11 protein-coding genes are annotated in these 14680 nt (G+C 29.2%); 4 read left to right on the forward strand and 7 right to left on the reverse strand.

The genetic code is table 11. The features are described 5' to 3' along the window. Positions 1-90 precede the first annotated feature (90 nt). From ECAJ_RS00790 to ECAJ_RS00805, 4 genes are all read right to left on the reverse strand, one after another. Positions 91-1113, reverse strand: coding sequence for a substrate-binding domain-containing protein (locus ECAJ_RS00790; RefSeq protein ID WP_011304279.1), 1023 nt, complete (start codon positions 1111-1113; stop codon positions 91-93). Positions 1114-1172: 59 nt separating this feature from the next. After that, positions 1173-1790, reverse strand: coding sequence for an SCO family protein (locus tag ECAJ_RS00795; RefSeq protein ID WP_011304280.1), 618 nt, complete (start codon positions 1788-1790; stop codon positions 1173-1175). A 304-nt stretch (positions 1791-2094) separates the two neighbouring features. Beyond that, positions 2095-3132 (reverse strand): NAD(P)H-dependent flavin oxidoreductase, encoded by a 1038-nt coding sequence (locus ECAJ_RS00800; RefSeq protein ID WP_011304281.1) that lies wholly within the window; start codon positions 3130-3132, stop codon positions 2095-2097. An 8-nt stretch (positions 3133-3140) separates the two neighbouring features. After that, positions 3141-3662, reverse strand: coding sequence for a cytochrome b (locus ECAJ_RS00805; RefSeq protein WP_011304282.1), 522 nt, complete (start codon positions 3660-3662; stop codon positions 3141-3143). A 205-nt stretch (positions 3663-3867) separates the two neighbouring features. On the opposite strand from ECAJ_RS00805, the gene ECAJ_RS00810 reads away from it, so the two are divergent. After that, the gene (locus ECAJ_RS00810) at positions 3868-5436 is read left to right on the forward strand and encodes an ABC transporter permease (RefSeq protein WP_044261948.1); all 1569 of its coding nucleotides are present in this window, start codon (positions 3868-3870) and stop codon (positions 5434-5436) included. A gap of 1206 nt (positions 5437-6642) precedes the next feature. On the opposite strand, the gene ECAJ_RS00815 is transcribed toward ECAJ_RS00810, so the two are convergent. The 3 genes from ECAJ_RS00815 to ECAJ_RS00825 form a co-directional block, all read right to left on the reverse strand. Continuing rightward, positions 6643-8160, reverse strand: a complete 1518-nt coding sequence (locus ECAJ_RS00815) for an HlyD family type I secretion periplasmic adaptor subunit (protein ID WP_011304284.1) — start codon at positions 8158-8160, stop codon at positions 6643-6645. Between the two features lie 378 nt (positions 8161-8538). After that, positions 8539-9156 carry a COQ9 family protein gene (locus tag ECAJ_RS00820; protein ID WP_011304285.1) on the reverse strand — a complete coding sequence of 206 codons (618 nt, stop codon included), beginning with the start codon at positions 9154-9156 and terminating at the stop codon, positions 8539-8541. Between the two features lie 788 nt (positions 9157-9944). Next, positions 9945-11567 carry a ribonuclease J gene (locus ECAJ_RS00825; protein ID WP_044261949.1) on the reverse strand — a complete coding sequence of 541 codons (1623 nt, stop codon included), beginning with the start codon at positions 11565-11567 and terminating at the stop codon, positions 9945-9947. Between the two features lie 684 nt (positions 11568-12251). Here ECAJ_RS00825 and ECAJ_RS00830 point away from each other — a divergent pair. The 3 genes from ECAJ_RS00830 to rpsG all read left to right on the forward strand — a co-directional run bounded on the left by ECAJ_RS00830 (position 12252) and on the right by rpsG (position 14678). Continuing rightward, positions 12252-13538: a metallophosphoesterase gene (locus ECAJ_RS00830; protein WP_231243060.1), complete on the forward strand. Its 1287-nt coding sequence runs from the start codon at positions 12252-12254 to the stop codon at positions 13536-13538. Between the two features lie 270 nt (positions 13539-13808). Then, complete coding sequence (rpsL, locus tag ECAJ_RS00835; protein ID WP_011304288.1) at positions 13809-14180, forward strand: 30S ribosomal protein S12; 372 nt, start codon at positions 13809-13811, stop codon at positions 14178-14180. 15 nt (positions 14181-14195) lie between these two features. Next, the gene (gene rpsG / locus ECAJ_RS00840) at positions 14196-14678 is read left to right on the forward strand and encodes a 30S ribosomal protein S7 (protein ID WP_011304289.1); all 483 of its coding nucleotides are present in this window, start codon (positions 14196-14198) and stop codon (positions 14676-14678) included. The last annotated feature ends 2 nt before the right edge of the window (positions 14679-14680 follow it).

Consider the following 14680-nt stretch of genomic DNA (forward strand, 5'->3'; position numbering starts at 1 on the left):
TTATGTCAAATTCTTTTTAAGAAATTATGATTATAACAACACCAATAGCTTATACTTTAATTATAAATAAAGCTATATTTATGATGTATACTATTTTTTGTCTAGTATGTTAGTAATACGATTTTTAGTGTCTAACAAATCTTTGTCTGATAAAGGGATGAACCCTAACCCAATTAAGTATCCGTTTTTACCAATTGATTCTTCTCTTAAAATAACTTTAATGAATTCCTTGATACTACTAGAAAGATTAATGTGTTCTTGTTTTATATATAGATATATAGGTCTTGATAAAATATATTTTCCTGAAGAAATAGTTTCATAATTGGGTTCAACTCCTGCTATTTTGTTTGCATGTATTTTATCTTGATTTTTAATTAAAAAGCTAAAGCTCAATATACCAAATGCATCATGATTTTTTGCAATCTTTTGTATGATGATATTTTCATTTGCTGCTACTTCAATATACTTTCCATCATTGCGCATTATACCGCATGCACGTTGCCTTCTTTTTAAATCAGGATATACGTCGATAAAATTCTGATTATGTATACAAGACGCTTGCATTATCTCTTCTACTAGTATATTGTAAGTCCCAGTGTTTTTATATGGACCATAAACTTCTATATCAGTATTCGGTAATCTATTGTTAATTTCAGACCAATACCTAAAGTAATTGGTTGACATGGTTTCAACATATTCATTTGATGTAGAGTATTTACTCAATGCTTTAAATAGATCTTGCTTTGTAAAGTCAAGTTTATTGCTATCTTTGGAATTTGCTATTACTATTCCATCATACCCTATAATAATCTCTATGATATTTTCAATATTATTGCTCTTGCATAATTTAACTTCTGCATCCTTAATTTTTCTGGATGACATTACTATATCTGGAGTATTTTTCCCTACGCCTTCACAAAACATGCTGAATCCCATACCACTACCTACCGATTCTATGATAGGAGTTCCATAGTCTGAAAACCTTCCAAATTCTTCTGCTATAGCTGAAATGAATGGTGATGCTGTTGACGACCCAACAACTCGTATTTGCTGTGCATTTACATTAAATGCCAATGTTATTAGCACTAAAAATACTAAAAAAAACCTACTCATCCAACGTATTCCATGAATTTATAAAAAGTGTGTACTATTCTCTTTAATTAATTATTAAATTACAGATACTGCTTAACTAAAGATAGTAACTTATCTACTTGATTTTCTTGTGATTTTAAATCTGGAATGAAGTGTGAAAGATATGATCCTTTTTTGTCAATAAGGTACATTATTGCAGAATGGTTAATTTGATGATCTTTATCTGCTTGTCCAACATATATTTTATAATTTTTAATTATTTGATTAATGTCTTCAGTATTTCCTGTTAACATTTGAATTCTTGAATCAAAATGTTCATGAAATTCTTTTAATTTTTCTACAGTATCATTTTTTGGATCAATTGTAATAAAAATTACTTGTAATTTGTCTGCATTATTACCAAGTTGTGCAAGTGCTTCAGATACTAATCCCAATTCTGCAGGGCAAATGCTTTTACATGCAGAGAATCCAAACAAAACTAACATGTGTTTCCCTAGGAAATCTTGGCTGGTTACTGTTTTACCGTCTTGATTGATTAAGCTAAAGCTAGATTGAATACCGTCTTCATTTGGTATAGTAGTATTAGGTGTATCATGATGTTTTGTTTGAAATATGCCTTGTTTTGTAATATAGGAATACCCTAAAAATATTGCTGCAAATAGTAAGCAGACATTAAGTATGAATTTGATAGCTTTCATTAATATGCTCCAATTATATAAACGTTTAGTATAGAGATACTAGACATATGCTATATCAGAGTAATATTATGTCAAGTTACTTAAGATTTTTTATACTATATTACTTTTATTAGTATTTTAGTTGTGAAAAAGAAGAGTTAAAGTTTTACGTAGTGATTGCAGTTGCAGTGTGTTTATTTGTGACACTATACGTCATGAGTTTGTGATAAATAAAAGTCTTCTGATAAAGTGAAAGAGAATGGTATAGATTTTACTTAACTTATGAATAAAATACGGTAACATTTGTTACTATAATGTATACATGTTAATTGTTTTGTATTGTGTTGATTTTTTGAACAGAAGTTATGTAGTTACATGCTTGTGATATGAGTCCATTAATTACCTGTTCAGTAGTTTGTATTTCACGTACCATACCTACACTTTGTCCAGCCATAAGAGAACCATTTGTAATATCACCATCTATTACTGCTTTTCTCAATGCTCCAGCCCAGAATTTTTCTATGCTAAGTTGACCAGCTTCTTTTGATATTTTTCCTTGATGATATAAGTTAATTATTTCTTTTTGTAATTCTAAAAATTTTACACTGGCATCATTTTTTATAGCTCTGACTGGTATTACTGGAAAGTCTTTACTTAATTGTGAAGATGACATTGCATCTCTAGAAGAGGATTTGATAAATATTTCCTTAAAGTTTTGATGTGCACGTGACTCATGTGTACATACAAAAAGCGTGCCAATTTGACAACCACTTGCTCCCATTATTAGATAGTGTGCCATCATTTCACCCCTTCCAATGCCTCCGGCGATAAAGATAGGGATTTTTTTCAGTGATTCTTCTTCTCTGAAATACGGTAATATTTCTTGTGCAAGTACAGAAGTGCTTACAGGACCTATATGTCCACCTGCTTCCATACCTTCTATTATTAGTGCATCTACTCCTGTTCTTACTAATCTTTTCCCAATTGATAAGGATGATGCAAAACACATGATTTTGATTTTTGCGTCTTTAATGTGTGTGATAGTTTTGTTATTAGGTATACCGCCTGCTAGTACTATGTGAGTGACCCTTTTTTCTATGCAAACTTCAATTAGCTCGTTTAAGCTTGGGTGCATTATAATGAGATTTACACCGAAAGGATTATTAGTTAATTGTTGAGTAAGCTCTATTTCTTTTCTTAATTCATCAGGATCAATAGACCCACAGGCTAAGACACCAAATCCTCCAGCATTTGATATTGCAGAGACTAAGTAAGGATCTGAAACCCAACTCATTGCTCCACCCATAATTGCAAAGTTACTTCCTAAAAATTCTATACCTATTTTCCACAGTTCTGACAGCATGATTACTCTTATATTATACGATTGAAAATATTATCTTTATCTATAAATTTGTGTTTTAATGCTGCTAATATATGCATAATTATTAAAATAGACAACATATATGCACATATATTGTGACACTGTTGTGCAATATTAGCTATGTTCTTATTATTTTCAATGAGCAGTGGTACATCAAATGAAAAAATCTTTATTGCTCTTCCAGAAGCTGAAGACATAACATACCCAGACATAGCCATTGTTATAGAAGTAATATATAAGCCTAAATGTGTAATTTTAGACACTAAAATGAGATAATGTGGGAAACTGTTAGGATATGGAGGTATAATTGAACTGAATCTGCATACTAAACGTAATATTAGTAAAGACAGTAAAATAATGCCTATTGCTTTATGTAATGTATATAGTTCTCCTATAGGGTAATTGCTGGGGAACACATCCATTTTTAGGCAGAATCCCATGATCACCATCAGTATTATTGGTATGCCAGTTAACCAATGCATTATTCTAACTAAACTATGATACTTAGTCATTTATACTACCTTTTAAATGTAGAGCGTAAAACTTGTGTATACCATACATAGAGAAATATTATCAATAAAATATTTTATAATGTTTTGAGTGACTGATGAATGTTGTCTATGTATAATGAAATGTATGATTAATGATAATTAATTCTCTAATATAGTGTCGTTTGTAAATCTTTCGAAGAATATTTTTCTATGCATATTAATTGGTATGTTTATAGCACCAATATTGTCATTAATTTCTATCATATTTACTGAGCATAAAACGATAAATTTGTTAACTTCTGTTTTACCTAACTATACTTTTAATACTGTTGTGTTAATGTTAGGAGTTGGTACAATAGCACTTGTGATTGGAATATCAGCAGCTTGGTTTGTAACTTATTATTCATTTTTTGGACGTAGGTTTTTTGAAATAGCACTGTTTTTGCCACTTTCAATACCAGGGTATATAGTTGCATATGTTTATGTGAATATTTTTGAATTTTCTGGTCCTTTACAGATTTTTTTAAGAGAAACTTTTCACTGGAGTAAGGGCGATTATTATTTTCCTACTGTTAAATCTTTAGAGTGGGGAATAATTATTATAGGATTTAATTTATATCCATATGTGTACATGTTAGTTAGAACAGGGTTGATAGCTATACGTGGTACTGTTGCAGTTGCTACTACATTATGTCCTTCTAGATGTAAAATTTTAACTGCTATTGCTTTACCTGTAGTGCGTCCAGCTATTGCTGCTAGTGTTTCATTTGTGCTAATGGAAGTGATATCTGACTTTGGTACACCTCAGTTTCTTGCAATAGATACTTTTACTAGTGGGATATATAGGAGTTGGTTTTTATTACATGATAAATATTCTGCTTGTTTATTTGCTTTTATTGCATTGTTTTTTATATTTTTGCTTATTATATTTGAAAAGTTATTTCGTGGTAAAGGAATATCTTATTCTACGATAAAGATGAATACAGAATATTATCATACTTGGCAGGTTAACAGTAAACTGAAACTGACACTAATATATTGTGTTTGTTCAATACCAATATTAATAGGTTTTGTTATACCTGTTGTGCCTTTATTATACTGGACTGTTGAAAGAATTGGAACGTTAGTGACTAATACTAGATTCTATATGTCTGTATTTAACAGTATAAGTATAGCATTCATAACGTCAGTTATTGCTGTTATAATATCAATTGTTATGTCATATATTATAAGAAAAAGAGAATCATTATCTTATGCGATAAGATTTATTGTTATGGGTTATGCTATCCCTAATACTATTGTTGCTGTAAGTGTTATGGTATTACTTGGTAATATATCGCATTTTGTTAACTCATATTTTTCATTTGCACTTATTGGAACAACATTTGGATTAATATATGCGTATGTTTTTAGATTTCTTGCTGTATCTTTAGGGCCTATAGAATCTGGGTTAAATAAAATTCCAAGAGAGATAGATTGGTCATCTTTATTAATGGGTCATAATGTAATTTCTACGTGTTTTAATGTACATATTCCTATGATTAGAAAAAGTATATTAGTTGGATTTCTATTAGTATTTGTTGATGTTATAAAAGAATTAGCGGCTACGTTAATTATCAGGCCATTTAATTTTGATACTATGGCTACTCTAATGTATGAGCTTATTAGTGATGAGAGATATGCTGATGCAGCTCCATATGCTTTAGTTATAGTGCTCATTGGTTTAATATCGGTAGTGATATTATGTAAACTGTTTCAATATGATAAACCTGAATGTAGTAAAGTAATGTTGTAAATACTCATAATTATAATGTTTTAATTTTGATTCTAATTCACTTACATTAACTGTATGATGATAGATATAAAATGATACATACTAGTATTTTTTAGTTATAACACTAGTGATTTTAATAATAGTAGTTGTGCTGTCTGAAGTGTTTCAACATGATTATCAAGTTATACTACTAAAGTCATATTATAGTAATGGTTGTATTAAGTACATTTGTAGCTTCTATTTTTGTTGTGTGTGGAATTGTTGTTACCTCATATAATGTTAGTATGAAATAACAGTCAAATATTTTAATATTATAGCACATTTCTCATTGAAATTAGATAAGCCTAATGTTTTCTGATCATTATTTAGTATCTATTGAACATGCTTGTTAAATATTACATTGCAATTGTTATATAAAAACTATCACTATGTATTTGCAAAATTCAAGTAACGTTATTTCTTGTTTTTCATAAACACTTTTCGGACTGTACTAACTATTAATAGCACATCAGTAAAATATTAAATAAAATAGCTATGTGTCATTTTGCTATATTTAGTGCTACTACACAAAATATTTCACATAACATTTTTAACATAACTATTGGCTCTAAGCCCAGTAATGTGGCTAAAGCGTATGAAGAATACATAATAATATCCTGCAGATGCGCTCGTGTATTAGTGTAGTTATGATATCAAAAATAAGATGTTACAGTTACTAAAGTTTATAATATGGTCTTACTATACTTAGGTTTATCATATGAAACATTTTACATAATATAGTTACCAATACTAAGCATATGAATAATATAACAGTATCATAAATCTTCACATAACTGACAGGTTTATATGAATGAATTATTGTCAAGATTAAAACATTATAATTATGAGTATTTACAACATTACTTTACTACATTCAGGTTTATCATATTGAAATATCTTGCGTAATATCACTACTAGTGTATTAACTCAACTAATACTATAATAAAGCATATGAAGTATCAGCATGTCCTTTATTACTGATGAATTCATCTATTGAAAAGTAATATACTGAATAATATTAAGGTTAAAATATCACCATTACCAGGTTTTATAAAAAGCTTCTACCAAATTTTGTTGTTTAGCAGTGCTGGTTTTGTCCTATAATACTTGGTTATAAATTAATATAATAATTGTTGTACTAAATACTATTACTGTATATTTCTATAGTACTAAGTTTCATATTATTTCTCATCTTTCATTAAAAGCTTTTTCAAAAGTACTTGTTATAGGAGTAAATAAATAATTAAGCAAAGTACGAGATTGAGTAATTATAAAAACTTCTGCTGGCATTCCAGGATACAACTTTAGATTTCTAAGTTTTTCAGATTGTTCTTTTGGTATTATTACTTGTATTTTATAATAACGCATTCCGTTGATTTCACTTAAGGCGTCAGCTGATACTTGTACTACTATTCCATTTACTAGTCCAATTTTACGTATATTGTAAGCGCTGAGACGTACTTTAGCTTTTAATCCTCTGTATTTTTCATACGATACTATATTTTTATCTTTCATTTGTGCTGATAGAATTTCTTCTATATGTCTTGTTTGTATTTTTGCATCTATGACTAAATCATCATTTAATGGTACAACATTTGTAATAGGAGCACCTGGTGGTATAACACCTCCTTCTGTATGGTATTTTAATCCAGTGATAACACCTGCATGTGGTGATCTTATTGTAGTTCTGTCTAATATGTCTTGTGCAGTTTTCATCCTTTCTTTTAAATCTGTAATTGCAGATGTGATATCTTTGAGGTCAAGATTGATTTTATTTTGTACATTATTTGTAATGTTAATTATTTCTAATTTGTTTTCTCCAATTTTTTGATTTACTGATGCAATAGCGGATTTGAGCTGACCGATTTTCCCCTCAGATTCAGCATATTGGCGTTCAAGTGCAATGATATATGGCTTACTAATATACCCGGTTTCTAAAAGATTTTTCTTTGTTTCTAATTCTTCACTGATCAGTTTATGTTGAGTTGTTGCTGAAGTTAATTGTGCTGATAATCCAGATAGTTCTTGACGTAGCTGTTTTGTACGTTGTTGTAAAATGTCTATTTGTCCAGATATGTTTTTCTTATGAGATTCAAATAATTGTTGTTGATTTTGTATTATTTGGTCTCTTGTTTTTTCATCTGATAGATTCTTGATAGTATTTGGAAAATCTATAGATTCACGATCATATTTTATAGCTATTAATCTGGCTTCCGTTGCAAGTAAATCAAGCATTCGTTCTTTTATAATATCTAAATTGGCTTGAGCTGTAGTGTTATGTAAATATATTATTGGTTGATTTTTTTGTACTAGTTCCCCTTCTTTAACTAATATTTTATCGATCAAACCGCCTTCTAGGTGTTGTACTATTTGTTTTTCTGATGAGGAAATAACTTCTCCTTGTGCAATAACTGAACCATCTAATGGTGCTACTGCAGCCCATATTCCAAATACACCAAAAAATAGTAAGATAATTATAAACCCACTAAATAATGGGCCCCAGGATACTTTTAATACTTCATTTATTGTGCCTTTTCTATTGTACTTGAATAGAAAGTTTACAATATTATCTACAATAGATAGTGATTTTGTTAAGGTGCTAGACATTTGTTCCTCTACATTGTTCTCTATGTGTAGTGTGTTATGTCCTAAAAGTTTTGGTAATGAGAATCCTACTTTTATAAAATCTTTGAGTTTTTTATACATAAATATAATACGATAAGTGTAACATTTAATTTATAGCATATTTGGTAAACATTATAATGCACTATTTATCAGATAAATATCTTAAAATATCTTTACTTATTCCAATATTTTATGTTGAATGTATGAGATTTTCATAATACTATCTGTTGTACAATAAATTATTTATCATCTAATATCTTTCCTATTACAATTTTGAATTAACATAGTCATGTTGATCTTGTAATGGAATACAGTGTAGCACTTTGAGTGTAGGATGTGAATTAATTTAATCACAATTTGTTAGATGTGTAGTATATGTATTTCTTTTGATTTATCATGAGTGATTTAGTTTTGGTATTTATAAGTATGTTAAGTAATTTTGTTTTATAGTAACAACTTTTATTCAGCATCAAATTTAACTTTAAATATATTAAATTTTTCTGTTTTATTAAATATGTAAGATTTTAGTTTGTGTATTTGTATGACATTATTGATACGTCTTTCTAAAAAAAGTATGGTATCAGAATGGTTGTCAGAAAAATCATTGATAAAATACATAACGGTACTTGCATATACGATAGCTAGTGTACTTCTTTTTGTATAGTAGTTAAAATCAGTTGATCTGTCACCTATTAAGTCCCAAATATAATCTACTACTTTATACAGAAATTTAGCAGCAAAACACATGTTATATGGTGCTGCAGACAATATATGTTTTAATAGCTCTCTGTAATTTGGTAATGATGTATAATATATTAAGCATAAGTGAACTGCATGTTGTATTTTTTCACGTATTTTAAAATTATTTACGTTATCTGTTTCATAAAATTTAGTTGTTATAAAGTTAATCAAATCATCGTTTATACTATTCAATACATCATATATTCCATTATGGAATTTGTAAAATTCTTCATCTAAATCAAGATCGGTACAGGCTTTTAATAATGTATCATTTGATAATCCATAAAATGGTATTAGTGCTATAGTTGCTTTTATTATTGATGATTGATTGTTCATGACATTTTAATTTAGAAAACCATATTATACATATACAATGTTAAAATTGTTGTGACAAGTTTGTAGTCCATAAGTATTGAAACATCCATAAATTAATAAGTATTATTATTAATTAGGTCATATTTGTGAAGCAATAAATAGTGTATGAATTTATTAAAATGTCAATTGTGTATGTAATTTTGTTGTTGTGTAAACAGTGAGGATGAGTGTATTTATGCGTAATTTTATGTTTATAAATGTTATTCATTTTAGTAGTGGTATAAAATAAATAGGTTATCTTCGTAAGAAAAACAAATAGTACAACACCTAGAAGGCGGTTTGATCGATAAAATATTAGTTAAAAAATGAGAATTAGTATAAAAACTTATGGTTATTTATAAGCCAACTTTTATAGTCTGTAGTTTGTGTGTTATTATATTACAAGTTTTCATTAGTTTGAATATGTTTGTTGAATACTTACGGTTTAGCCATCTTGTGTTAGATAATATTGCTTTGAATGTGTAAAAATTGTCGGCTAGTTTATAATATAAAATACAGTTGATATGTTATTGTAATTACAATTTTAAAGAATTCTCTACCTTAGAATGTATGGTTGAATACTTATAATTTAACTCTCTTATGTTAAAGATCATTGTTTTGAATGTATAAACATTGTTATATAGTTTGTAATAAAAAATACAATTGCATTGATTGTACTACAAATTTTAAAGGTTTTAGTTTCTTAAATGTAGTTTCATTTATAATAGTGTTTTTAGGTTAACCAATGATTTTAATGCTGTGTGCGAATATTAATTTATGTATTCTAGTTGTACTTCAATAAATGGTTTATTTTTAATATCATATTTTAAAGCATTGAAAACTATGTTTTCTACATGTTGTTTTATATTGTTTATTTTTTTAGAGTAAAGATCACTACTAATTTTTGATAAGATTTTTTTTGTAATTGCTTGATTATCAGAATGGTCAAGTACTCCTGGAGCAAAGATCCTTGGTTCTTTAAGTAATGCTTTTTTATTATTTAAAACCAGTGTTACTATAATTATTCCTGAATCTCGCATCCTTTTTCTCATAGATATCACATTTCCTTGTGGATGATGTAAGAAATTGCCGTCAACTCCAAAGTACCCAGCTTTTACAGAATTAACTTTTTGTTTTTTTATTATGTTTATTACGTCTCCTGGATGAACGATGATAGCTTTTTCTACATTGCATTGTTCTGCAACTTTGGCATGCTCATGCATATGTATATATTCTCCATGTACAGGAATAGAGAGTTTAGGCCTTATTAATGAATACATAGTTGATACTTCAATTTTTGATGGGTGACCTGATACATGTACATATTCCATGAATTCTGTAATAACATTAACTCCCATGTTAATAAATTTGTTGAATACACTATATATACGTTTTTCATTTCCTGGGATTATCTTAGAAGAAAAGATTATAGTATCTCCATGCTCTAATTTTGTTAATGAATGAGAATTGTTAGCAAGTTTGGCAGTTGCTGCTAATGCTTCACCTTGGCAACCAGTACAAAGAAGTAAAACTTGATTTCTTGGTAATTTGTTTGCTTGGTTGATATCGATAAATTGTGATATATCTTGTAGGTACCCACTACCTTGTGCAGCTTGTGTGATCCTTACAAGGGACTTTCCTAATATTACTACTTTTCTGCCTAATTTTTCTGCAATGTGTACTATTGTTTGAATTCTTGCAATGTTAGAAGCAAACAAAGATACAGCTACTTTTTGCTTACAGTCTTTTATTATATTAAATAAACTTTCTTCTAGGTCACCTTCGGAGCCGGATTTGTTCTTAGTGAATATATTAGTTGAGTCACATACAAGTGCTAATACACCTTCATCTCCTAATTCTTTTAATCTTTGTGTGTTTGATATAGGCCCAATAATTGGGTTGTCGTCTAATTTCCAATCTCCTGTATGCACTATTACCCCTTTTTCAGTATGTAATGCGATTGCATTCATTTCTGGAATTGAGTGTGTTAAGTTAATAAACTCAAGAGAAAATGGACCGAGTTTTAATCTTTTTGTGATATCAATTTCTGTTATATTAACTTTAAGTTGATATTCTTTCAATTTTGCTTGTAATAAAGCAGATGTGAATTTTGTTGCATATATTGGGCACTGTAAATCGCTCCATAGGTATTGTATACCTCCTATATGATCTTCATGAGCATGTGTTAGTACTATCCCAAGTAAATTTTTCCTATTTTTTTTTATAAAGCTGATGTCAGCGACAATCATGTCGATTCCTGGCATATTATCATCAGCAAATCCTGCTCCGAAATCAATAATTATCCATTTACCATCAAGATGATATAGGTTAACGTTCATCCCTATTTGTCCTACACCACCTAAAGGTACGAATAATAAATCTTTAGTATTCATTTTTAAGCACATTACAAAAACTTAATTAGTAGCATATCGTATTTATTGTTTAAAGAAAAGTATTAGAATCATTAATTATTATTAATTCATATAATAAATATGCTGCAGAAAATTCTGCATTTGTTATTAGAATCAGTAATAAAAGAAAGTAATTTTATAATTAATATTTTGAGCATTTTGATTAATTGTACGTATTAGAAAGTGGGACCTGAGTATATTTTTAATAAAAATATATTGAGTTTAATTATTTGTTAGCATAGGTATTTATTAAACAATAACTTAAAATAATATAATAAATAGATAATTTTCTTTACTTAAATTGATTTGTGTAAATTGTGTTGTGTACAGTTAAGACGAGCAATTATAAAAATAATCATAGTTTTTATATGATAATAAAATATGATGATAGATAACATTTTATTGGTATTACGTACCTCTTTGTTGTGTATATAATCTATTACACTTATGTTGTTTAATGGTGTACAAGAAATATTGCTTTTAAAATTATATGGTGTAAAGTTATAGATTATAATATCTTTAGCATATTATGCTTTTGTTTTAAAGTGTGAGTTTTAGGTTCTATGACTTTACTATTAGATATAAGCATTTAGTGCTGTAAGTTTTATTGTTCATGAGGTTTATCTTAGTATTATTACTTAGAAAAAGGTGTGTAAGATGAAGGTTATGCTAATTAAGATAAAATGTTTTTTTGTGTTGCTAATTTTATTATCTATATCTGCTGATGCTAAACCGTTATTTACTTGGTCTCAGGTTACAAGTAATGATAAGTTGAGTGTTAGAGTTGTTGTTCCAGAAGGTGAGAATTGTCCTATAGTAAATGTAGATGGTAAAAAATTAGAGATGACTGTGAGAGCATTTCCACAGAAGGGTGTTTTTGATGATAAAGTTTGTGAGTTATTAGTGCCTCAGACGTCAGAAGAAATATTCGTTGATGGTATGGAAGTTCCTGTTATAAATAAAGAGATTAGAAAGATAGCAATTATCGCTGATACTGGTTGTATAGTGTCATTTTGGCGTGGGAAATTATATCAACAACGTTGTACATCTTCAGAAGAATGGCCTTTGAAGAAAATATTATCAAATATTGCCCAGCATTATCCTGATTTGATAGTTCATGTTGGAGATTATTTATATAGAGCAGGTAAATGTGTTGATGTAGAAAAATGTGGCAATGTTCGTGGTGGGGATAATAGTGAAGCTTGGAAAGCTGATTGGTTAGGCCCGTCAGTTTTAATTGCTGATAAAGCTCCATTTTTGTTTGTTCGAGGTAATCATGAGAATTGTGATAGATCCTACATGGGATGGTTTAGATATTTAGATCCTCATCAGTATCCATCTTCTTCTGATAAATGTAATAATTTTACTGACTCATGGATGTTTAATGCTAGCAGACTAAATAGTGGTAATTTGGATTTTTATGTTTTTGATTCATCTTTTGGTGATGAAAAAAATGTTCTTGATTCAGATATTCAAAATTTAAAAGAGCAATTTTTACCACTCTTGAAAAGTAAGTCTTCTAATATATGGTTTTTGACTCATCGTCCTCTATGGTCGTATTCTACTCATATAAAAGGAGGGGATATTTATTATGGTAATGTATCACAGAAAAAAGCTTTTGGAGATTTGTTTCCTGATAACGTTTCTGTGGTTCTATCAGGGCATATGCACTTGTCTCAGGTATTAGATTTAGAGTCTACAAACAAAGAAAAATATGTTCCGATGCAGATAATAGCTGGTAATGGAGGCGCATTACTTCATGGTGTTCCTGAAGATAAGTTATTGTTTAAAAATGTTAGAATTGGTGATGTTATTGCGAATACAATTACAAATGAATTAGATTTTGGTTTTGCAATAGTTACAATGCAGGAGCCTGGACTTACTGGTGATGTGATAGTTACGCTCTATAATGCATCTGGGAAAGAGGTGAGACAATTTCATGTTCAACAATAGTGTATGAATTATGTCGATATATGTAATGTATTTGCTTGATATGTTGTTTTAAAACTTAGAAAAAGCTGAATATAATAGTTGCAAATAATTTTTAATAGTATATTTATAGAGAGTGCTTAAGTGTTTTGTATTATAAGTCTGTATAGTTTGTGAAAATCGTTAAATTTCTATTGACTAAGGTTCATGATTCTTTTATAAGTAACGCATGCTTCTATTAAAAATATGGTGCTATTTGTATTTGTTTTATATAAACTGTAAGGTTATTACATTATGCCAACAATAAATCAATTAGTTCGCAAGCCGCGAAAGTCTCGTTCTGCATTAAATAAGGCGCCTGCACTTCAACATAATCCACAGAAGAGAGCAGTATGTGTCAAGGTATATACTACTACTCCCAAAAAACCAAATTCAGCTTTACGTAAAGTTGCTCGTGTAAAAATTGCAGGTTATGGTAGTGAAGTTATAGCTTATATACCTGGTGAAGGACATAATCTACAAGAGCATTCAGTTGTTTTAATAAGGGGTGGGCGTGTAAAAGATTTACCTGGTGTTCGTTATCATATTATACGTGGTGCATTAGATTCTAGGGGAGTACAAAACAGGAAGAAAGCACGCTCAAAGTATGGTGTGAAGAAAAGTTAATTAATGTGGTAATGTATGTCTCGTCGTCGTAGGGCAAGTAAAAGAGTTATTTCTCCCGATTCAAAATATAATAGTGTATTGTTAGCACGCTTTATTAATGTTATTATGCGCTCTGGTGAAAGATCTATAGCTGAAAAAATAGTATATGGAGCCTTAAATAAGGCGGAAGCTCGTCTTGGTGAGGGTGCTATGTCAATTTTTAATGCTGCCCTAAATAACGTAATGCCACAAATGGAAGTTCGTTCTCGTAGAATAGGTGGTGTAACATATCAAGTTCCTGTTGAAGTAAAAGAAGATAGAGCAGTCTCATTAGCTTTACGTTGGATTTTTAAAGCTGCAGCAGCAGCTAGAAAGCGTAGTAATAAGATGTATATGGATTGTTTATGTAATGAACTATTAGAAGCTTATAATAAGCGCGGTGGTGCATATAAGATGAGAGAAGAAAAATATAAAATGGCTGAAGCAAATAAGGCATTTTCTCATTTTCGCTTTAATTAATA

It is taken from the genome of Ehrlichia canis str. Jake, from assembly GCF_000012565.1.
Taxonomy (GTDB): Bacteria; Pseudomonadota; Alphaproteobacteria; order Rickettsiales; family Anaplasmataceae; genus Ehrlichia; species Ehrlichia canis.